The sequence below is a fragment of the Rhizobium sp. ERR 1071 genome, assembly GCF_007828675.1.
GTDB classification, from domain to species: Bacteria; Pseudomonadota; Alphaproteobacteria; order Rhizobiales; family Rhizobiaceae; genus Rhizobium; species Rhizobium dioscoreae.
This window is the reverse complement of sequence record NZ_VITM01000002.1, coordinates 930,672-951,908: the sequence shown is the minus strand read 5'-3', so window position 1 is coordinate 951,908 and position 21,237 is coordinate 930,672. Positions and strand designations below refer to the sequence as shown.

The following is a 21,237-nucleotide window of genomic DNA, read 5'->3' as shown; positions in this document are numbered from 1 at the left end:
GCGATCAGAACTCGACGCCCGGCTGCCCTTTGATACCCGAGCGGAAAGGATGCTTGATCAATTCCATCTCGGTCACGAGATCGGCAATCTCGATCAGCTCTTCCTTGGCGTTGCGGCCCGTCAAGACGACATGGGTCATGTACGGCTTTTCGTTCTTGAGGAACTCCAGCACCTCGTTGATGTCGAGGTAATCGTAACGAAGCGCGATATTGATCTCATCCAGCAGCACCATGGAGTTGCGCTCATCGCGGATCAGTTCCTTGGCCTTTTCCCAGGCAGCCGTGGCCGCCGCAACGTCGCGGGCGCGATCCTGCGTCTCCCAGGTAAAGCCTTCACCCATCGTATGGAACTGGCAGAGGTCGGAGAAATGCTTTTCGATCAGGTCGCGCTCGCCGGTCCACATGGCGCCCTTGATGAACTGCACCACCGCACTCGGCTTTCCATGGGCGATGTGGCGGAAGATCATACCGAAGGCGGAGGAGGATTTTCCCTTGCCCTTGCCTGTATGGACAATGATCAAGCCCTTCTCGTCGGTCTTGGTCGCCATGATTTTGTCGCGCGCGGCCTTCTTCTTGGCCATCTTGTCGGCGTGACGGGCATCGTCGTTCTTCGGCACGCCCGCACCGGTTTCGGCCAATTCGTCGCTCATTGCATTCTCCCTGATATGATCGATTTCTGTGCCAGCGGCCCGCCACGCCAGATGTAGAGCGCGACAAGCGGCTGATCTTCCGTGCGCATCGCGTGGCGGATATTCGAGGGGTGATGGATGATCTCACCCGACCAGCGCGGCAGGAACGGTTGGGCATCCTTGCTCCACAGCGAGCCGTCGGTCAGAGGAATATAGATTTCCTCCGCCTCGTGATGATGATCCGGATAGTGCACACCGGGACCAAGCAAGAGAAAACCGCCGGCCATTTCTTTGTTTGTGAAATGCCCGCGCGTGCCAAAAAGCTCGACCCAGCCGTATCTCTCGAGGAAATCCGCGCCGAAATCGGTGATGCTGTAGGTCTGGGCCCAATGCAGTTCGTCCACGGCTTGAAGGAGCCTGCCAAGCAGTACGCCTTCCGCCCCATCGCGAGACCGATCATGTTTTCGAAGATAATCGACGACGGGCAAGTCCTGCGGCACGAGCAAGCGCTTCTTCATCGACCAGTCGAAGCCTTCAATGAAATGCCGTAGCACTGGATCACTGCGCGATTGCAGATAATCCCGAAAGGCGGCCAGAAGCTCGTCGACCGTACTCATGCCGCCGCCTCCTCGCCCTCCTTCAGGCTTTCCAGGTCGAACCGCGCAGAATTGCTCCTCGGCGTCCAGAGTTGGCGATCGATCGCCTCGAGCAGACGTTCTCGCATCTCCCTGAGTGCAGCCGGATTCTTCTCTGCCATGAAATCACGCACGCGCTGATCGATAACGAAGGCCTGATAGACGGCCTCGAAATGATGATTGCGGACCGCACCGGTCGTCGCTGCGAAGGCAAAGAGATAATCTACCGTTGCCGCAATTTCGAAGGCGCCCTTGTAGCCATGGCGCATGATGCCCTCGATCCACTTGGGGTTGACGACGCGCCCGCGCACGACCCGACCGATCTCCTCTTCAAGCGAGCGGATTACAGGCTTTTCCGGCCTCGAATGGTCGTTATGATAGATCGAGGGACGCGCGCCGCCAAGCTGCTCGGCCGCGGCTGCCATGCCGCCCTCGAACTGATAATAATCGTCGCTGTCGAGCAGATCGTGCTCGCGATTGTCCTGGTTCTGCACGACCGCCTGGATCGAACGCAAACGCTCTTCAAAGACGCCCCGCTCCGCCCTGCCCTCCTCGCCGGCGCCATAGGCATAGCTGCCCCAGACGAGATAGGCCTCCGCCAGATCCGCGCGCCGCTCCCAGCCTTTCTCATCGATCAGCGCCTGCAGACCAGCTCCATAAGCGCCGGGTTTCGACCCGAAGATGCGATAGCCCGCACGACGACTGGCAGACGCGGTGTCCAACCCGGCGACCTCAAGCCGCGCGATCTCGCCGCGCATACGCGCCGCAATCGGATTATCCGTTGCATCCTCATCGAGCATGCCGACCGCGCGGACTGCCCTATCGAACAAGGCGATCTGCTCGGGAAACGCATCACGGAAAAAGCCGGAGATGCGCAGCGTGACATCGACTCGCGGCCGCCGGAGCATGGCCGGCGGGATGATCTCATAGCCGGTGACGCGGCGTGAAGTCATGTCCCATACGGGCTTAACACCAATCAACGCCAGCGCCTGCGCGATATCGTCGCCACCCGTGCGCATGTTCGATGTGCCCCAGGCTGTCATGCCGAAGGAAACGGGCCATTCGCCATGATCCTGCACATAGCGGCGGATGAGCAATTCGGCCGACTTCCTGCCAAGCTCATAGGCAGCCGGCGTCGGAACCGCACGGCTGTCGACCGAATAGAAATTGCGCCCCGTCGGCAGAACATCCGGCCGGCCACGGGTCGGTGCGCCGGATGGGCCGGGAGGTACGAAACGACCGTCGAGGCCTTTGAGCAGAGCTGCGATTTCCGCGTCGCCGCAAGCGAGGATGGAAGGCTGGAGCTTCGAGCCAATCTCGCCGAGAACCATGCGAGTGTTGGGCCAGTTCTCCGGGCAGGCCGTTTCGCCATTCACGAGCTTTGCGGCCAGGAGTTCGATGCGTTCGACGGTATCGCCTTGGGTACGCCAGGAGGCGTCGGAGATGTCTTGGAGAATTGTGGGGCGCGGGCCGGTCCATTCGGCGGCCATGTCACAGTCTAGCGGGTCGAATGGCTTGTTCGGAGGGATACCCCCCTCTGTCAGCTTCGCTGACATCTCCCCCACAAGGGGGGAGATTGATTGGAGTGTGCCGCTTCGTTCTCCCGATTTATTACCAACAGCATCTGCGGATTCGACAGTCACTTGAGGCGATGGGGCAGCACGAGCAACCAATCTCCCCCCTTGTGGGGGAGATGTCGCGAAGGCGACAGAGGGGGGTATCGCACTCCCCACATCCTCGAACGCATCCCGAGCAATCGCCCGCTGCAGACTCTGATCGCCACCCTCGCCCAGCCCGCGCGGCACCCTTGCCAGCGCCACCGTCAAATCCGTCAACAACCGCCCAGCGGGCGAGACGCCGAAAATGTGCAACCCATCGCGGATCTGCATTTCCTTGAGGTCGCAGAGATAGGCATCGAGCTTGCGCAAGGCCTCGTCTTCGCCCTCGCCCTTGGCGATGCCGGCATCCTGATCTAGCCCGATATCGGCGACGAGATCGAGGATCTGTTTACGCAGCAGACGGATGCGGCGGGGATCGCCGCCGGAAGCCTCGTAATATTCGTCGACCAGCGCTTCCAGATCCTTCAGCGGGCCATAGCTTTCGGCACGCGTCAGCGGCGGCGTCAGGTGATCGATGATGACGGCGCTCGTGCGGCGCTTGGCCTGCGTGCCCTCGCCGGGATCGTTGACGATGAAGGGATAGAGGTTCGGCAGTGGTCCGAGGATTGCTTCCGGATAACAATTTTCCGACAGCGCCAACGCCTTGCCCGGCAGCCATTCGAGATTGCCGTGCTTGCCCATGTGAATGACCGCATGCGCATCGAAAGAGCGGCGCAGGAAGGCATAGAAGGCAAGATAGCCGTGCGGCGGCACGAGATCGGGAGAATGGTAGCTCTCCTTCGGATCGATATTGTAGCCGCGCGCCGGCTGGATACCAACGAGCACATCCCCGAAGCGGGCGAACGGCAGGGCAAAGCCGTCATCCAACGCATAGGGATCGGCCTCAGGCTCCCCCCAGCGCGCGGTAATCTCATCTTGAATCGGTTTGGGAAGCGACGAGAAGAAATGCTTGTAGTCGCTGAAGGAAAGCGTCTCGCCGACCACGCGGCCATCGTACCCCGAATTTGTCGGCCCTTCCGCCAAGTGCCGCATCAGCGCATCGCCGTCGGCAGGCAGATCGGCAACGCCGTAGCCGGCCGCCCGCATCGCCTTCAGCACTTCGATCGTGCCGGCCGGCGTATCGAGCCCGACACCATTGCCGAGACGTCCATCACGATTGGGATAGTTCGCCATAACAAGCGCGACGCGGCGATCGCCGGGCAGCGTATTGCGCAGCCGCGCCCAATTGGCTGCAAGCCGCGCCGTATAGCGCATGCGATCCTGAAGCGGCTCGCTGGCGACGATATTGGCCTCGACTCTCTCGTCATAGCGGGCCGCAGCCTTGAAGGACACGGCGCGGGCAAGAACACGGCCGTCGACCTCGGGGAGCGCCACGTTCATGCCGAGATCGCGCGCCGAAAGCCCCTGCGAAGATGCCTCCCACGCCTCCTTCGACGACGCCGAGAAGATGGCTTGCAGAACAACGGCATCGCCCGTTTCCAGTACCGTCGCCTGACGATCTGCACCGGGCGCCGAAACGGCAAAGCCAGTGGCATTGATGACCACGCCTGGCTTCAGCTCGGTAAAGACACTTTCGAGAATACCGACCGACACGGCGTCTTTGAGGCTATAGGCAAAGACCGGCAACGGCCGCATGCCCTCAGCGATAAGCGCCTCTATCATGCCTTCGACAGGTCCGGTTTCACCGCTCTGAACCAACGCCCGATAGAAGGAAATCGCGACGGTCGGAGGTTCGAATCCTGCAGGGATCGCCATCTCCGCTTTGGAGACTCTCCGCCACTCCTCGACGCCGATCACGCCCCGCCCCGGCCACCAGATCCCGGCCTTCATCAAGGGTACGGCGGGCATCGGCTTCTCGGCGCCTGAGAGCATCGCCTCGGCATAGGCGAGAAACGCCCGCGAATTCGCCTCCCCGCCCTCGATCAGATAGGACCAGAGCGCATTGAGGTCATCGAGCGCGACGTTGGAAAAAGGTGTCAGCCCGGGATCAGGTTTCGAATCACCCGGCAGCACCGCGATCAAGGCACCCTGGCGCGCTGCACTGGCATGCAGCGCCTCCAGCGCATAGTGGAAGTAGCTTGCTCCTCCCAGCGCCCGCACGATGATGAGCTTCGCATGCCGCGCCGTTCTCTCGATATAGGTATCGACGGACATCGGATGCTTGAGGCTCATCAGGCTTGCAAGCCGAAGGGAACAGCCGCCCTCTCCGTGGGCCGCGGCAATCGCCGCAAGCTCGGTATCGGCAGCCGACAGAAAGAGGATATCGCCGGGCGACTGCCCGAGATCGATCGCCTCCTCTCCGTCGCTGATGGTTCCCTTTTGAGCCAGGAGAAGGTGCATGGATTTCCCTTAGACCAATGCTTCGATCGCCTTGCGAACGATCGTCTCGTCCATCTCGTGCAGGCCGATCACGACAAGCCGGGTCGCGCGGGCTTCACCCGGCGTCCAGGCGCGATCGAAATAGGTGTCGATGCGGCTGCCGACGGCCTGAAGCTGCAGGCGCATGGGCTTGCCGGGGACATCGACGAAGCCCTTGAGGCGCAGCACATCATGCTCCGCAATCACGCCCTTCAGCGCATCGACGAAGGCGGCCGGATCGGCAATCGGGCCGAGTTCGACGACGAAGCTGTCGAACTCGTCGTGGTCATGCGGCGTGCCATCCTCGTGCTCCAACTCGTGGTGAGATTTGCGGTTGACGATATCGTCTTCCGTGCCGATCCCGAGGCCGAGCAGGACAGTGGCAGGCACATCGCCGTTCTTGGCCTCGATGATTGTCGGCTTGCGGGCGGTGCGCGAGGCTACTTCGGCGCGGACGCGGCCGAGACCATCAGTGTCGATCAGATCGGTCTTGTTGAGCACGATCAGATCGGCGCAGGTCAGCTGATCCTCGAAAAGTTCCTCGATCGGGCTTTCGTGATCAAGCGAGTCGTCCTCGACGCGAGCAGCCTCTACGGCGTCGTGATCGTCGGCGAAACGGCCGGCGGCAACAGCCGCGCTGTCGACCACCGTGATGACGCCGTCGACGGTGACATGGGTGCGAATATCAGGCCAGTTGAAGGCGGCGACCAGCGGCTGCGGCAGGGCAAGGCCTGACGTCTCGATGACGATGTGGTCCGGGCGCGCATCACGCTCCAAAAGCTTCGTCATAGTCGGGATGAAATCGTCGGCAACGGTGCAGCAGATGCAACCATTGGTCAGCTCGATGATGTCATCTTCCGTGCAGTTCTCCGCACCGCAGCCCTTCAGCACGTCGCCATCAACGCCGAGGTCGCCGAACTCGTTGATGATCAGCGCGATCTTCTTGCCGCCGGCATTTTGCAGGAGGTTGCGGATCATCGTCGTCTTGCCGGCCCCCAGGAAGCCGGTGATGACGGTGGCTGGAATCTTTTCCTGATTCATATGCATCAACCCTTCATTTTCAGCGGCAGGCCCGCTGCGATAAAATAAACTTCAGCACTCGCCGCCGCGACCATCTGGTGCAGGCGGCCGGCATGATCGCGAAATTCGCGCGCCATGCGATTTTCTGGTACGATTCCCAAGCCCACCTCGTTGGAGACGAGAACGAGCCTTGATCGCGCAGTCGGCAGAAATGCAGTGAGAGCGGCAAATTCTGCCGCCATATCCCGCTCGGCCATCATCAGATTGGTCACCCAGAGCGTCAGGCAGTCGATAAGCACCGCCCGCCCCTCCGCGTCGATAGCGGCAAGCTGCCCGACGAGATCCATAGGCTCCTCATGCGTCTGCCATAGATCGCCGCGATCGGCACGATGCTTGGCGATGCGCTCGCGCATCTCGTCATCCCACGCCCGCCCTGTCGCCACATAGTGACATTCGAGGCCGGTATCCGACACCAGCGATTCTGCAAACCTGGATTTGCCGGAGCGCGCGCCGCCAAGAACGAAGACCGCTTGGGAAATCGAAGACGACATGCGTTATGCCCGCTCTCGAGCAAAAGCGAGGGTCGGCAGCACGTCGCTGGAACCGGGAAACAGGCGCTCACACGCCGAAAACTCGTCTTGCGCCATGACAACCTCCGTGCTGGCAGCGGAACTCGCGTCCCAAAACAGGCTCTGCGCCCGGCACGCATGGCAGGTCTCCTGGCTCGCGGATGAGGCGCCGCAAGGGGGCGGACCGAAACCGGTCGCCCCCGATCGTGCGCCAGCGGATCTTTCTCACCTTCCCGGCAATGCATCATGAAAAGGCGGACGATTCGTAGAATAAGAGGCGTCCAGCCCCGGTTAATCATGATGCCACACCAGTGGCTTTTTCGATTTGCGCCTGCCCCGCCCCGTTCGCCCCATGCGAACCATCGACGAAATAGACTTCAAACCGAACGAAAGACCCTGACCGCTCTACAGTCGCGGGGTCGGCTGTGATGAGAACGCCCGGATTGGGTCCGCCCCTTCACATTCCCTTTTCATCCCATGCGGCAGATCGCCGCTCAGGAACCATTCGTTATGCCGCAATGATTAGGCTTTCACTGAGTTCAAGTCAATCAACGGCATGGATGCGACCTGCGCCATCCTGATTGCGAATTCGGTTGAAAATTCCCATAAAACCAGCGGCTTTTTTGCCGTATTTCTTTGATGTTAGGAGTTTATAGAGGGTAACCCCTCACATTCGAGCAAAACGTATCGTCCGCTTCCAATGCTGCAGAAATTCCAACCGCGACGTCTCGGCGTCTTCTCGGTCCTATTCGATCTCGGTCGCTTCAGGGCATTGCTGCGCCGTGGCGAGCTGGGACTTGTTTTTGCCGGCGCGCTGGTGGGAATAGCGTCCGGCTGTGCCGTCACCGCGATGAGCTATATCTCGCGCAAGCTTCACAGCGTCATCTACGGTATAACCGACTACGAACGCTTGAGTTCGGCAGCAATGGCGATTCCCGACAAATCGGTGTTGTTCATCGCACCGATCGCAGGCGGCATCATTCTCGGCATATTGCTCTACATATTGTCGCGCACGCGCAAGAAGCCGATGGTCGACCCGATCGAAGCCAATGCGCTGCATGGCGGCCGGATGTCGCTTACCGACAGCATCATCGTCGCCGTGCAGAACCTGATCTCGAATGGATTCGGCGCGTCCGTCGGGCTTGAAGCGGGTTACACGCAGCTCGCGGCCGGCATTGCCTCCAAATTCGGCTATAAGATGCAGATGCGCCGCGCAGACCTGCGCATGCTCGTCGGCTGCGGTGCTGCGGGTGCTATTGCCTCAGCATTCAATGCGCCGCTCACCGGTGCCTTCTATGCCTTTGAGCTCATCATCGGCAGCTATTCGATCCTGACGCTAACCCCTGTCGTCGTCTCGGCACTGATATCGACGATGATTGCAAGACTGCTTGCCGGCGATGACTTCGCCATCGATATCGATCATTTCGGGGCGATCGTTCCGGCGGATTATCTTCCAGCTATCCTGCTTGGTGCCTTCTGCGCCGGTATCGGCATCCTGATCATGCAGGGCGTCGCCTGGGTCGAAGAATTGGCACGCAAGAGTTCCATCGCGCCGCCTTTCCGGCCCGCGCTCGGCGGCCTGGTCGTCGGAACACTGGCGTTGATTTCGCCGCAGGTCCTATCTGCCGGCCATGGCGCGCTGCATCTCAATCTGTCTACGGACGTGACGCTGGGCGCCTTGCTGGGTCTATTCCTGCTGAAATCGCTCGCCTCCGCAATATCGATCGGCTCCGGCTTCAGAGGCGGCCTCTTCTTCGCTTCGCTGTTCATGGGCGCACTGCTCGGCAAGATCTTCGCCTATTGTGCACCCTATTTCGATCATGCCACGCTGACGCCGGTCGTCTATGCCGTCGTCGGCATGAGCTCGCTGGCCGTTGCCATCATCGGCGGCCCGCTGACCATGACCTTCCTGGCGCTTGAAATCACCGGGGACTTTCCGATCACTGCCCTGGTGCTGGCTGCCGTCATCACCTCATCGCTGGTGGTGCGCACGACCTTCGGCTACTCCTTCGCCACATGGCGCTTCCATTTGCGCGGCGAGAGCATCCGCAGCGCCCACGATGTCGGCTGGATCCGCAATCTGACGGTCGCCCGCATGATGCGCCCCGACGTGCACACGGGCAGCATCGACATGAGCATCGAGGAATTCCGCAAGAATTTTCCGATCGGCTCGGCGCAGCGCGTCATCCTGATCGACAAGAACGAGAAATATTCCGGAATGGTTCTCGTGCCCGACGTCTATGCGAGCCCGATCGAAAAAGACGACGAGGAGCACGGCCTTTCCGATTTCATCCGGCTGCGTAACGAATTCCTGCAGCCGCAGATGAACGCCAAGCAGGCAGCCGCCATGTTCGAGCAGACGAAGAGCGAAGCGCTCGTTGTGGTCAACGATTTGATCGAGCGTAAAGTCATCGGTCTGCTGACGGAGAGCTATACGCTGCGCCGCTACAGCGAAGAACTCGACCGCCGGCGGCGGGAAGTGTCGGGGGAACTTTAGGCGACCAGACCGTCGAGCCAGGCGGGATCGAGTACACTTTCCAGCTCTGCCGCAACTTCGTCCAGCGCCGCATCGACGCTGGCGCGATAGTTCATGCGCTCGCCGGAAAGACCGAAGCTTGCCAGCAGCTTCGCCCGGTAAGCATCGCTGCCGAAAAGACCATGCAGGTATGTGCCCATAACACGGCCATCCGGCGATATGGCTCCATCGGGCCGCCCGTCGATCATGGTCGATGGCCGCTCGCAGTCCGGACCCCGCGTGACGCCAAGATGGATTTCATAGCCCGATAGCGGCACATCATATTCCTTGGAAACGGCAGTGCTATTCCGTACCGTCTTTTCTGGAGCCATTTCCGTCTCGATATCCAAAAGACCCAATCCGGGCGTCTCGGTCACCGATCCCTCGATACCGAGCGGATCGTAAACGGTATGGCCGAGCATCTGATAGCCGCCGCAAATGCCGATGACGCGACCGCCGCGGCGCACATGGGCAGCAATATCGCGATCCCACCCATGCTCACGCAGATCGAGAAGGTCACCGATCGTAGACTTCGAGCCAGGTAGCACCACAAGCCCTGCATCGGCGGGCAAACGCTCTCCAGCGCGAACGAAAACCAGATCGACATCGGGCTCGGCTCGCAGCGGGTCAAGATCGTCGAAATTGGCAATCCGCGACAGCACCGGCACGGCGACCTTGAGCGCGCCGGACGAGCCACGAGCAAGCCGCTCCAGCACAACGGAATCCTCCGCCGGCAGACGCGCCGCCGCCTTCAGCCACGGCACGACGCCATGGCATTGCCAGCCAGTGAAGCCGCCGATGGCCGCTATGCCCTCACCGAACAAGGAGACATCGCCACGAAACTTGTTGATCAGGTAGCCACGGATCATTCGCCGGTCTTCCTCCGGCAATATATGATACGTGCCGACCAGTGACGCGATTACGCCGCCGCGGTCTATGTCACCGACCAGCACGACGGGGACATTGGCGCGTGTCGCAAAGCCCATATTGGCGATATCGCCGCGTCGAAGATTGATCTCGGCAGGCGAACCAGCTCCCTCGACGACAACGAGATCGGTTCCTGCCCGCATCGTGGCGAAGCTTTCGAGTACGGCACCAAGCAGCTGCGGCTTCAGCGCCTGATAGTCCCTGCCCTTGGCATGGCCCCAGACCTTGCCCTGTACGATGATCTGGCTGCCGGTTTCCGATTGCGGCTTCAACAGCACCGGATTCATGTGAACCGATGATGGCACCCGCGCCGCAAGCGACTGCAGCCATTGGGCGCGCCCGATCTCGCCGCCATCCTCCGCAACGGCGGCATTGTTGGACATATTCTGCGGCTTGAACGGGCGCACCCTCACGCCTCTGTTCGCGAACAGCCGACACAGACCTGCGACTAATACCGTTTTTCCGACATCGGAGCCGGTTCCCTGCAGCATGATCGCTCTTGTCATTCCCCACCACCTCGATGCGCCACAGCCACTGAAAACGCTAGATTCCGCCTTGATTCTGCCGCGATCCCGGGCCTCCGGAAAGAGCGAGCACGATACAAAAATGCACCACCCTCAAACATGCTCTGTTTGCGACATTGGATGACGATTTCATCCATTGTGAGTTCCGCGGAAGAGGATTATCTCCATCGCGAAAACAAACAACGAAACCGGCCGGTCCGGGTCGGAGGATACCCCAATGCTCTTCATCTTCAACAGACAGAATTCCATCCAGATCGCCTGGAATGGCAAGCTTCCGGTTCGCCGCCCGGAGAGCCGCCTGCAGCAGCTCGATACGCGCTTCGGTACGGTTGGCTTCATCCGCACCTATAATGTTGGCTAATAGCGCGTCAAGCCGCTAGCCGACACATGAGAAGCCGCCATGCGATAGCATCGGCGGCTTTATTTTTGATCGTTATCGAGATGGAACGGGTGCCGCTTCGGGCAGATCAAACTGCCTCGTAAAGGCACCCTCTCAAGCGCGAAAACCGCGCGATCCGGAGATCGACGCGGTTTGCCAAAAACGCCGGCTTCCCTGCACATACACCGCAAGGTTCGCTTTCCCCGGTACGCAATACCTGATCCAGGGAAGCAGCGGTATGTCCCCCGCCACGCATCGATTGATAAACGGACATCGTTACTGGAGGGTTATTAAGTGCTTAAATTAGAGTGAATCTGAAAATTTTTTGAAAATTTTCCTCTTTGCGTTGAGAAAGCGTAAACGGCGCAAATAAGATATAAAACGTCTTCCAGGGACGCGAGATTTAAGCGCCATTCAAATCCGTCTGAGCAACAGAGCTTTGAGGAAGCCATGTAATGGACGTTTTGCAGCCACGAATGGCAGAAAACAGGCTAATTCAGGCGCTTATTTAAGCTTCTCCAAGAGGCACGATAACGTCCATTACCCGATGGGCTGTTGATTTCTTCATCCAAATCCTTACGCTGATTGATGTCGATGCAAAGAATGCCCGGCCGCGACAGAATTCGGCGGTCGCAAAAAGACCAAATGCACGACAGCAGCAAAGGGGACCGTACGGGCGTCGTCAGCGGCGTATGAACGGTTGCAATCAGACCGCGCTGACAGGGGATCGACAGAAATCGAACGCGTTGGAGTCGATTTCCGCAACGTAACGAAAAATTGGGAGACGATATCAATGAAGAAGCTTCTCGCTTCAGCCATTTTTGCATTCGGCGCCTATGCTTTGGCTGGCTCGGCGCAGGCCGCAGATTGCGGCAGCGTATCCATCGCTGAAATGAACTGGGCATCCGCAGGCGTTGCCGCGCAGGTCGACAAGATCATCCTGCAGAACGGTTACGGCTGCAATGTCACCCTGGTAACCGGCGATACACAGCCGACCTTTACCTCCATGAACGAAAAAGGTCAGCCTGACGTCGCACCCGAGCTTTGGGTCAATGCCGTGCGCACCGCGCTCGACAAGGCCGTATCGGAAGGCCGTCTGATCGTGGCTGCACCGCTTTTGAGCGATGGCGGCGTCGAAGGCTGGTGGATTCCGAAGTTCGTCGCCGACGCGCATCCCGACATCAAGACCGTTCAGGACGCGCTGAAGCATCCTGAACTTTTCCCGGCCCCGGAAGATCCATCCAAGGGCGCCGTCTATGACTGCCCGGCAGGCTGGAACTGCCAGATCTCCACGACCAACCTTTACAAGGCTCTCGGCGCCGACAAGCTCGGCTTTACTCTCGTCGACACCGGCTCGGCCGCAGGTTTGGACGGTTCGATCGCCAACGCCTTCGAAAAGAAGACCGGCTGGCTCGGCTACTACTGGGCCCCGACCGCGATCCTCGGCAAGTACGACATGGTTCGTCTGAGCTTCAACGTGCCGCACGACAAGAAGGAATGGGATGCCTGCACGTCGCAGCAGGACTGCGCCAATCCGAAGGTGAACTCCTATCCGGTTTCGGATGTCTACACCGTCGTCACCAAGGACTTTGCGGCCAAGGCCGGCATTGCCATGGACTATATGAAGACCCGCAAATGGGATAATGCCACGGTTGGCAAGGTTCTCGCCTGGATGACCGACAATCAGGGCACGAACGAGGACGGCGCCAAGTACTTCCTCAAGACCTACCCCGATATGTGGACCAAGTGGGTTGCCCCGGACGTTGCCACCAAGATCAAGGCTTCGCTCTAATCCATGCTGCGGAATCGGCGGCGGCCTTGTGCCTGCCGCCGATTTTACATTCGCACAGTGCAACCCGAATGACCCTCATACCGACAGAGTGACATGGCGCAAGGTCGCAACGAGTGCAGATTGATGGTGGCGAATATAGTAAGAATGCAGGGGCAGCCTGAAGAACCGGTCGCAGCGCTGCAAGCCATCCACGCGTGAAGGCCACATGCGTGGAGCGGGACAAAACCGGACTAAGAAGGGGAAATACATGGCTATCCAGTGTACGATCCTGCCGAATGTGCTCTGCAACTTTCCGGCAATAGACGAGTCAATCATCCGCCTCGCACGCAAGAATATCGATGACGGCTTCAGGGCGTCCGTACGCGCCTACGGCACGCTCATCGACGCCATCGTGCAGCCGCTGCAATGGTTTCTGAACTATCTCGAATGGGCCTTCACCAATACGCCCTGGTTCATCGTGCTCATCGTCATGATGCTCGTCGTCTATGCCGCGAGCCGCAATCTCAGAATTGTCGCCGGCACTGCGATCTCCATGATCCTCATCGGTGTCTTCGGCCTCTGGACCGACACGATGGTCACGCTTGCCATGGTCACCGTCTGTACGCTCATCGCCATCGTCATCGGCCTGCCGATCGGCATCCTGATGGCGCGTTCGGACCGCCTGCAGTCGATCGTCAATCCAATCCTCGACGTCATGCAGACCATGCCGAGCTTCGTCTATCTCATTCCTGTCGTCGTCATCTTCGGCATCGGCAAGGTGCCAGGCCTCATCGCCGTCGTCATCTATGCCGTGCCGCCCATGATCCGCCTGACCAATCTCGGCATCCGCCTCGTGGACAAGGAGGTGCTGGAAGCCGCCGACGCTTTCGGCTCATCGCACCGCCAGAAACTCTTCAACGTGCAGATACCACTCGCGCTGCCCACCATCATGGCCGGCATCAATCAGACCATCATGATGTCGCTGGCCATGGTCGTCGTCGCCTCCATGGTTGGGGTCGGCGGTCTCGGCAAGAACACGCTGCAGGCGATCAACAATCAGTTCTTCACCGTCGGCTTCCTCAACGGTTTCGCGCTGGTCGCCATTGCCATCATTTTCGACCGTACGAGCCAGGCCTATGGCAGAAGGCTCCAGAAGCACTCGGAGGTCATCCATGGCTAGTCACGCGATCCAGATCAAAAGCCTCTATAAGATTTTCGGTCCTCGCGGACGCGATTATATCGATCAGGTCAAGAACGGCTTGGGCAAGGCCGAGCTCAATGAAACGCATGGCCATGTGCTCGGCCTGCAGGATATCAACATCGATATGCCCGCCGGCGCCATCACCGTCGTCATGGGCCTGTCCGGCTCGGGCAAGTCGACGCTGATCCGCCATATCAACCGCCTGATCGAGCCGACGGTCGGCGAAGTGCTCTATGACGGCGTGGATGTCTGCAAGATGAGCGAAAACGACCTGCGCGAATTCCGCCGCCACAAAACGGCTATGGTGTTCCAGAAATTCGCGCTACTGCCGCACCGCACCGTCATCGAGAACACGATCTACGGCCTGGATATCCAGGGCGTACCGCGCTCCGAGAGCGAGAAGAAGGGCCAGTACTGGATCGAGCGCGTCGGGCTCAAGGGCTTCGAAAGGCACTTTCCGAACCAGCTTTCCGGCGGCATGCAGCAGCGCGTCGGACTTGCCCGCGCACTGACGAACGATGCCGATATCCTTCTGATGGACGAAGCTTATTCGGCGCTCGATCCGTTGATCCGCGTCGACATGCAGACCGTCCTCCTCGATCTGCAGAAGGAGCTGAAAAAGACCGTCGTCTTCATTACCCACGATCTCGACGAGGCGCTGCGCCTTGGCGACAAGATCGCGATCCTGCGCGACGGCAAGGTCGTGCAGCAGGGCACTGGTCAGGAGATCGTGCTGCAGCCGGCCGACGACTATATCACAGCCTTCGTGAAGGAGGTGAACCGCGGTCGCGTCATCCAAGCCCAGACCATCATGAAGCCGCTTGCCGGCGAGCCGGGCGGTGCACGTGTGCCCGGCGACATGACACTGGAAGTCGCCGCCAAGCAGATCACCGAGGCGGGCCAAACCGGAGCCATCGTCATGGATGCGGGCGGCAAGCCTATCGGCACGATCGATCTGCAAAGCATCATCGCCGCCATGGTCACGCCGACATCGCACGAGACGGCAGAGATGGCGGCAGCCTAGCGGCTGATCTTCATCCCAAACGATAGAGCGCCCTCACCGGGGCGCTTTTTTCTGCCGCCATGGCCGTGTCGACATATGGGTAGCCATCTTGTCGTTGTATTCACATAAAGAAATGTTTATATCTGCATTTGATATCCGAACATCCGACGTATCCGAGGACGCACTATGACCGTCGCCACCAATCCGCTGACCGATCTTCTCGCCGAAAAGGGCGTACTGCTTGCCGACGGCGCAACCGGCACCAACCTCTTCGCCATGGGCCTTGAGGCGGGTGAAGCGCCCGAGCTCTGGAACGAACAGCATCCCGACCGGATCACGAAGCTGCATCAGGATTTCGTCGATGCCGGCGCTGACATCATCCTCACCAATACCTTCGGTGGCACCCGTCATCGCTTGAAGCTCCATCATGCGCAGGATCGCGTGCATAGCCTCAACAAGACGGCCGCCGAGATCGCCCGCGCCGTTGCCGACAAGGCCGACCGCAAGGTCATCGTCGGCGGATCCGTCGGGCCGACCGGCGAGTTGCTCATGCCGCTCGGCGCCCTGACCTATGAAGATGCCGTCGCCGCTTTCGTCGAGCAGATGGAAGGCCTACAGGCGGGTGGTGCAGATGTCGCCTGGATCGAAACCATGTCATCGCCGGAAGAAATCCGAGCTGCAGCAGAAGCCGCCGCCAAAGTCGGCCTGCCCTATACCTATACCGGCTCGTTCGACACGGCCGGCAAGACCATGATGGGCCTGCATCCGAAGGATATTCATGCCGTCGCCACCGATATCGGCGCGGGCCCGCTCGCCGTCGGCGCCAATTGCGGCGTCGGCGCTTCCGACATCCTCTCCAGCCTTCTCGACATGACTGAAGCGGATGCTTCCGCGATCGTCATCGTCAAGGGCAATTGTGGCATTCCCGAATATCGTGGCGCCGAAATCCATTATTCCGGCACGCCGCCGCTGATGGCCGATTATGCCCGCCTTGCCCGCGATGCCGGCGCCAAGATCATCGGCGGCTGCTGCGGCACCTCCTGCGGCCATCTCGCCGCCATGCGGGAGGCGCTGGACAGCTACGTAGCCGGGCCTCGCCCGACGCTGGAGACGATCATCGAACGGATCGGTCCCCTGCGCAATAAGACCGCCAACGAAGGCGGCGCGGCCCCGGCTCGCGAACGTCGTCGACGATCCTAAGGAAAAAGAAAGCCCGGTTGCCGGGCTTTCTTTTATCATTCAAGTGCTTCCACAGGGATCTTCCCTCGGCCGCGTCTTCAAAGCATGCCGAAAGTGAGCCGGCGCCTGCAGCCCTCTATTTCTCACCACCGATAGCACGCCCCTCGGTGAAATGCGGGACGATGCGGCTTTCGAACGCCTTCAAGGCCGCGCCAATCGCCTGGTGCATGTCTAGATAACGGTAGGTGCCGAGCCGCCCGCCGAAATGGACATTGGTCTCTGCCTCGGCGCGGTCGCGATAGCGCAGGAAGACCTCCTTGTCCTGACGTGTATCGATCGGATAGTAAGGCTCGTCGGCGCGCTTGGCCGAGCGCGAATATTCCCGCACCACGACCGTCTTCTCATTCTGATAGCTGCGCTCCGGATTGAAGTGGCGAAACTCCAGGATACGGGTGTAGGGGATCGTCTCGTCGGCATAATTCATGACCGCCATCCCCTGGAAATCGCCGGTATTCAGCGTCTCCTTTTCGAAGTCGATGGTACGCCAGCCCAACTCACCCTCGGAATAGTCGAAGTAGCGATCGATCGGGCCGGTATAGACGATCGGCAGATCGGCCGGCAACGAGGATTTCAACGAAAAGAAATCGACATCGAGGGCGATCTGGATTTTCGGATGCTTCAGCATCCTCTCGAAGATCGCGGTATAGCCGTCGACCGGCAAGCCTTCATATTTGTCGTTGAAGTAGCGGTTGTCGAAAGTGTAACGGACCGGCAGGCGCGTGATGATATGTTCGGGCAGGTCGCGCGGATCCGTCTGCCACTGCTTGGCCGTATAGCCACGAATGAACGCCTCGTACAAGGGCCGGCCGATCAGCGAAATCGCCTTCTCTTCCAGATTGGCCGGATGACGGCCGGCCATTTCTGCCGCCTGATCCGCAATCAGGGTCTTCGCCTGGTCGGGCGAAAGGCGCCGGTTGAAGAACTGCGAGATCGTTCCGAGATTGATCGGCATTGAATAGACCTGATCGCGGTAGGTCGAATAGACGCGATGCTTATAGTCGGTGAAGGCCGTAAATCTGTTGAGATAGGTCCAGACCACTTCGTTCGGTGTATGGAAGAGATGCGCACCATAGCGGTGAACCTCGATCCCGGTCTCGCCATCGAACTCGCTATAGGCATTGCCACCGATATGGCTGCGCCGGTCGATCAGAAGCACGTTCTTCTGGAGCTCGTTCGCGACCCGCTCCGCGATCGTCGCGCCGTAGAAGCCGGCACCGACGATCAATAAATCTACCTTGGAAAAATCGATCATGCTCTAAAACTCTCGCTACCACCAAATCTCGGTCGCGGCTGCAATCGAAGGTGCCAAACGGAATGGGATATATCAGGGTGACGGCGGCGCGGATCTGTCGGCAGCACTTGGAAAAATCCAGGCACGCTACCAGACGCCAGCATATTTCAGCGGCGTATATTGATACGTCCTGAAGAGTGCAGCCTGTTCTTCCACCGCTGCATTGACGTTGTAGGTCGCGCCCAGCGGCCGCGTGTGAGCGACGGAAATGGCATCGATAATCGCCATGCGCGCCGCCGGCCGCCCGAGGAATGACGGCCAAAGATGATCGAGACCGTATCCGGATTCGACATCCTTCATGGACTCGATGCAGATTTGCAGCGCACGCCGCGAGAAGACCGGGCACATGATTTCGACGAAACCCTCGAAACGCACGACGCTGTTGGGTCGCTGAACCGTCAAAGGATGATTGGGATAAGAGCCTGGTCCTTTTTTGAGGGACGGCTGCGCCAGATCCAGACCATGCTTGTGCGACAGGTGGAACATCCTGTTGATGTCCTCGCCGTCGCACAGCAGATCGTCATCCGGCAGCCAGATTCGCTCATAATTCCAAAGCGGGCTGCCTTGATGGAAGAGGTCGTAGATGATCTTGAACTTCTTGGTCTTCGGCAGATGCGCCAGATATTCGTAGGGGCTATTGGATACTTCCGGCGTCTCGGCACCATAATAGCCGATGCAGAGATCCCAGTTGCGCGAGGCATCATCGATCTTCTCGAACCAGCGCGGATGGAGCGACTTCGAACCGGCGGGCACGACAACGAGATTGGGACGCCTAAGCCCTTCCTGCGGCTGCACGAGGAACTTGGCCTTGCGCTCGACACCTACGGGCGTTGAAAACAGCGGATGCGGTGGGTGATCGGCCGGCACCAGCAGATAGGTGCTATCGACACCTCCAATAACGCCCCGGCCCGCCAATGCCATGAGATTGCCGTCCTCGATATGGGCAGAATCGAAAATGACCGACGGCAGCCCATCTCTGTCGATCAGGCAAAGCCGGCCGGCCATCACATGCCAGAAATCGACGGCGGGATCGAAATAATTGCCGATCATGCCCTCAGGTGCCAAAACCATGAAGCGAGAGAACATCCCGCGGTTGACGTCGCCAAGGCTCCAAAATGTGCCGTTCAACATGTCCTGGGTCAGCGGCGGCGCATCGGACCATTGTATCTGGCTCGCCGGATGCACTTCGTAGGCGGGCTTATGCAAGCTGTTCGCTGCCAATGACATGTGGACTGTTCCCTAATTCCGAACCCCAGGTAACGGCCAGATCCGAGGAAAGCAGTCAGACGACATGGCTCCCGGAGATTCGCTCGCGATCGAGCTCGTTTGATCGGCACTTTGGCCACCATTCCTTTTGCGAAGCTTGTGCAGGAAATCAAAGGCCGCCTGCCGCCCGGAACACCGTCGCCCAGAACGCATTTCGAGCAATCCAGCCTCGCGAAAGTTGGTCGGCATAATCTCGGAGCTGGGATTTCTGTGCGGGGGACAATCGCGCGTTCAGAATATTGCCAAGAACGTCGGTGCTCGGCGGACACGAAGGTCGGTCGTGTCGTCCGTCAGGTCGAGACTAAGAACCACTCGTCTCTTTTACGGTAGCAGAAGATGCATCAGAAGAAAAAGCTGGCCATAATCATCGAAGTCGATAGCTTCATCGGCGACATATTCCAACATCTGTCGAAGACCTACGAAGTCATGGCCATACAGCCGAAGGCTTTCAAGGAGATCGAGACGGCTGTGGAATGGGCCGACATCGTCTGGTTCGAATTCTGCAACGAGCTCTTCGTCCACGCGATCAACCAGAACATCAAGCGGCGCGGCAAGCGTGTCATCGCGCGCTGGCATCGCTTCGAGATCGTCGAATCGAATTTTCCCGATCGTATCGATTTCGGCGCCATCGATGATCTGATTCTGGTGTCCCATGACATGCTGCGTGTCCTGAAACTCAGGGCACCTCAGGTCACCCAGAAAACCCGCACCCACGTCGTGTGGAACGGCCTCAATCTCGACAAGTTTAAGCCGATCCCTTCGCTCGATAAGAAGAAAATCGCCTGGGCCGCCAAGCCCTTCATGCGCAAGAACCAGCCGCTGTTCCTGCAAATCATGCACTCGCTGGTGAAGCGCGATCCTTCCTACACGCTGCATGTGGCCGGCGAACAGGAAGAGTACGTCATGATGCCGTACCTGAAGCGCACGACGGAAAAGCTCGGCCTTACCCGCAACGTCTTCTTCCATGGCTGGCAGCGCAACATGCCGGCGTTCCTCGCGGACAAGGGCGTGATACTGTCGACCTCGGTGCACGAGAGCTTTGGTTATAACATCGCCGAAGCCATGGCTGTCGGCGCCCTGCCGGTGATCCATGACTATCCCGGTGCGGAAGAATTCTGGCCCGACGAAATCCGCTTCTCGTCGGTGGATGAAGCCGTCGAAAAGATCATTGCCGGTCAGACCCATCAATGGACGCAATATGTCCACGACAAATTCCCGCTCGCCAAGCAGCTGCGCGAACTCGATATCGTCATGGGCGACCGGGTGGCCGAAGCACCCAAAATCTTGAATTGGGCATCCCTGGAACAGCAGGCCGGCTCGCCTATGAAGCGGCCCGTTCCACTCTGGCTGGCGCAGCGGCCGGCTGCCACACATCAGGCCCAGCAACCCGCACCTATTCCGCAGGCCATATCGGTGCAGCAGGTTCGCGAAGCCGTGCCGGTTGCCGAGGTGGCGATGCAGCCGATGCAGCAGCCCTATCCGACACAGCCGCGGCCCATCCCGACGCCATCTGTGGAGCGACTTGCTCCCGTTACACCGATGGAACAGCCGATGCGTCGATCGGAAGCTGCGCCTTCCTTTGACTCCACCGGCTATTGGGAAGGCCGTTACCGCAGTGGCGGCAATTCGGGTGCCGGCTCTTATGATGTGCTCGCCAAATACAAGGGGCAGTTTCTAAATAGCTTCGCCCGGAAGAAAGGGCTGAAATCCTTCGCGGAGATGGGCTCCGGCGACGGCAATCAACTGAAATACTTCTCGTTCGACCGCTATACCGGCTTCGACGTCTCCAAGACGGTCATCGAACGCACGATGATGATGTACAGGGATAAGCCGAACTACAATTTCGTCTGGCTGGGCGATCAGTCGCTTGACTGGGAAATGCACGAGGACGCCTATGACTGCGCCTTGTCGCTCGACGTCCTCTACCATTTGGTTGACGACAATATTTACGTCAATTACCTCGACCAGCTTTTCTCTCTGCCGCAGCGCTATGTGATTATCTACGCCTCCAATTTCGACGGCCCGGATATTCGCGGCGCGTCGCATGTCCGGCACCGCAAATTCACGACGGACATCGCAAACCGGTTCCCGCAATGGAGCCTGCTGAAGCTGGTGGAGAACCCATACAAGTTCAAGGAATCAACTGAAGCGGATTTTGCTATCTACAGTCGCGACGAATTCGAGAACGCGCTGGATCTGAGCGAACTCGACGCCATCAGATGAACCAGCCTGAAATGGAAGAGGCGCCGCGGTCGTACCGCGGCGCCTCTCTCTTTTTATTGCGAATACGGC

15 protein-coding genes and 1 riboswitch are annotated in these 21,237 nt (G+C 59.4%); of the genes, 7 read left to right on the top strand and 8 right to left on the bottom strand.

Annotation, left to right across the window (positions count from 1 at the left end; genetic code table 11):
- Nucleotides 1–4: 4 nt before the first annotated feature.
- Genes cobO through cobU form a run of 5 tightly spaced genes read right to left on the bottom strand, consistent with a single transcriptional unit; the run spans nt 5 to nt 6,811 of the window.
- Nucleotides 5–649 carry a cob(I)yrinic acid a,c-diamide adenosyltransferase gene (gene cobO, locus FBZ99_RS09900; protein WP_113333029.1) on the bottom strand — a complete coding sequence of 215 codons (645 nt, stop codon included), beginning with the start codon at nt 647–649 and terminating at the stop codon, nt 5–7.
- Nucleotides 646–1,245 carry a dimethylsulfonioproprionate lyase family protein gene (locus tag FBZ99_RS09895; protein WP_113354554.1) on the bottom strand — a complete coding sequence of 200 codons (600 nt, stop codon included), beginning with the start codon at nt 1,243–1,245 and terminating at the stop codon, nt 646–648. Before FBZ99_RS09895 ends, cobO begins: the two co-directional genes overlap by 4 nt.
- Nucleotides 1,242–5,222: a cobaltochelatase subunit CobN gene (gene cobN, locus FBZ99_RS09890; RefSeq protein ID WP_113354553.1), complete on the bottom strand. Its 3,981-nt coding sequence runs from the start codon at nt 5,220–5,222 to the stop codon at nt 1,242–1,244. Before cobN ends, FBZ99_RS09895 begins: the two co-directional genes overlap by 4 nt.
- A gap of 9 nt (nt 5,223–5,231) precedes the next feature.
- The gene (gene cobW, locus FBZ99_RS09885) at nt 5,232–6,281 is read right to left on the bottom strand and encodes a cobalamin biosynthesis protein CobW (protein ID WP_113354627.1); all 1,050 of its coding nucleotides are present in this window, start codon (nt 6,279–6,281) and stop codon (nt 5,232–5,234) included.
- Between the two features lie 5 nt (nt 6,282–6,286).
- The gene (cobU, locus tag FBZ99_RS09880; protein ID WP_113354552.1) at nt 6,287–6,811 is read right to left on the bottom strand and encodes a bifunctional adenosylcobinamide kinase/adenosylcobinamide-phosphate guanylyltransferase; all 525 of its coding nucleotides are present in this window, start codon (nt 6,809–6,811) and stop codon (nt 6,287–6,289) included.
- Between the two features lie 141 nt (nt 6,812–6,952).
- A riboswitch (cobalamin riboswitch) is annotated at nt 6,953–7,350 on the bottom strand.
- Nucleotides 7,351–7,529: 179 nt separating this feature from the next.
- Between cobU and FBZ99_RS09875 the strand changes: the two genes are divergently transcribed.
- Nucleotides 7,530–9,326 carry a chloride channel protein gene (locus tag FBZ99_RS09875; protein ID WP_145632751.1) on the top strand — a complete coding sequence of 599 codons (1,797 nt, stop codon included), beginning with the start codon at nt 7,530–7,532 and terminating at the stop codon, nt 9,324–9,326.
- Here the strand turns inward: FBZ99_RS09875 and FBZ99_RS09870 are convergent.
- A complete protein-coding gene (locus FBZ99_RS09870; RefSeq protein ID WP_113354550.1) occupies nt 9,323–10,777 on the bottom strand; it encodes a cobyric acid synthase in 1,455 nt (484 codons plus the stop codon). The genes FBZ99_RS09875 and FBZ99_RS09870 overlap by 4 nt on opposite strands.
- Nucleotides 10,778–11,012: 235 nt before the next feature.
- On the opposite strand from FBZ99_RS09870, the gene FBZ99_RS33070 reads away from it, so the two are divergent.
- The 5 genes from FBZ99_RS33070 to bmt all read left to right on the top strand — a co-directional run bounded on the left by FBZ99_RS33070 (nt 11,013) and on the right by bmt (nt 16,349).
- Nucleotides 11,013–11,156, top strand: a complete 144-nt coding sequence (locus FBZ99_RS33070) for a hypothetical protein (protein WP_173002442.1) — start codon at nt 11,013–11,015, stop codon at nt 11,154–11,156.
- Nucleotides 11,157–11,967: 811 nt separating this feature from the next.
- Complete coding sequence (locus FBZ99_RS09865) at nt 11,968–12,966, top strand: ABC transporter substrate-binding protein (protein WP_069613157.1); 999 nt, start codon at nt 11,968–11,970, stop codon at nt 12,964–12,966.
- Between the two features lie 247 nt (nt 12,967–13,213).
- Complete coding sequence (locus tag FBZ99_RS09860; protein ID WP_113333022.1) at nt 13,214–14,125, top strand: ABC transporter permease; 912 nt, start codon at nt 13,214–13,216, stop codon at nt 14,123–14,125.
- Nucleotides 14,118–15,170 (top strand): quaternary amine ABC transporter ATP-binding protein, encoded by a 1,053-nt coding sequence (locus tag FBZ99_RS09855; protein ID WP_145632748.1) that lies wholly within the window; start codon nt 14,118–14,120, stop codon nt 15,168–15,170. Before FBZ99_RS09860 ends, FBZ99_RS09855 begins: the two co-directional genes overlap by 8 nt.
- Nucleotides 15,171–15,335: 165 nt before the next feature.
- Nucleotides 15,336–16,349 carry a betaine--homocysteine S-methyltransferase gene (gene bmt, locus FBZ99_RS09850; protein WP_145632745.1) on the top strand — a complete coding sequence of 338 codons (1,014 nt, stop codon included), beginning with the start codon at nt 15,336–15,338 and terminating at the stop codon, nt 16,347–16,349.
- Nucleotides 16,350–16,464: 115 nt separating this feature from the next.
- Here bmt and glf read toward each other — a convergent pair whose 3' ends face one another.
- Nucleotides 16,465–17,640 carry a UDP-galactopyranose mutase gene (gene glf / locus FBZ99_RS09845; protein WP_145632742.1) on the bottom strand — a complete coding sequence of 392 codons (1,176 nt, stop codon included), beginning with the start codon at nt 17,638–17,640 and terminating at the stop codon, nt 16,465–16,467.
- A gap of 126 nt (nt 17,641–17,766) precedes the next feature.
- The gene (locus tag FBZ99_RS09840) at nt 17,767–18,906 is read right to left on the bottom strand and encodes a DUF707 domain-containing protein (RefSeq protein WP_113390291.1); all 1,140 of its coding nucleotides are present in this window, start codon (nt 18,904–18,906) and stop codon (nt 17,767–17,769) included.
- A 375-nt stretch (nt 18,907–19,281) separates the two neighbouring features.
- Between FBZ99_RS09840 and FBZ99_RS09835 the strand changes: the two genes are divergently transcribed.
- Entirely contained in the window at nt 19,282–21,168 is a 1,887-nt protein-coding gene (locus FBZ99_RS09835) for a glycosyltransferase (protein WP_145632738.1), read from the top strand.
- Nucleotides 21,169–21,237 lie beyond the last annotated feature (69 nt).

Coding starts and splice junctions, on each gene's coding strand:
- cobO (WP_113333029.1), bottom strand. CDS start 649: ATGAGCGACGAATTGGCCGAAACCGGTGCGGGCGTGCCGAAGAACGAC.
- FBZ99_RS09895 (WP_113354554.1), bottom strand. CDS start 1,245: ATGAGTACGGTCGACGAGCTTCTGGCCGCCTTTCGGGATTATCTGCAA.
- cobN (WP_113354553.1), bottom strand. CDS start 5,222: ATGCACCTTCTCCTGGCTCAAAAGGGAACCATCAGCGACGGAGAGGAG.
- cobW (WP_113354627.1), bottom strand. CDS start 6,281: ATGAATCAGGAAAAGATTCCAGCCACCGTCATCACCGGCTTCCTGGGG.
- cobU (WP_113354552.1), bottom strand. CDS start 6,811: ATGTCGTCTTCGATTTCCCAAGCGGTCTTCGTTCTTGGCGGCGCGCGC.
- FBZ99_RS09875 (WP_145632751.1), top strand. CDS start 7,530: ATGCTGCAGAAATTCCAACCGCGACGTCTCGGCGTCTTCTCGGTCCTA.
- FBZ99_RS09870 (WP_113354550.1), bottom strand. CDS start 10,777: ATGACAAGAGCGATCATGCTGCAGGGAACCGGCTCCGATGTCGGAAAA.
- FBZ99_RS33070 (WP_173002442.1), top strand. CDS start 11,013: ATGCTCTTCATCTTCAACAGACAGAATTCCATCCAGATCGCCTGGAAT.
- FBZ99_RS09865 (WP_069613157.1), top strand. CDS start 11,968: ATGAAGAAGCTTCTCGCTTCAGCCATTTTTGCATTCGGCGCCTATGCT.
- FBZ99_RS09860 (WP_113333022.1), top strand. CDS start 13,214: ATGGCTATCCAGTGTACGATCCTGCCGAATGTGCTCTGCAACTTTCCG.
- FBZ99_RS09855 (WP_145632748.1), top strand. CDS start 14,118: ATGGCTAGTCACGCGATCCAGATCAAAAGCCTCTATAAGATTTTCGGT.
- bmt (WP_145632745.1), top strand. CDS start 15,336: ATGACCGTCGCCACCAATCCGCTGACCGATCTTCTCGCCGAAAAGGGC.
- glf (WP_145632742.1), bottom strand. CDS start 17,640: ATGATCGATTTTTCCAAGGTAGATTTATTGATCGTCGGTGCCGGCTTC.
- FBZ99_RS09840 (WP_113390291.1), bottom strand. CDS start 18,906: ATGTCATTGGCAGCGAACAGCTTGCATAAGCCCGCCTACGAAGTGCAT.
- FBZ99_RS09835 (WP_145632738.1), top strand. CDS start 19,282: ATGCATCAGAAGAAAAAGCTGGCCATAATCATCGAAGTCGATAGCTTC.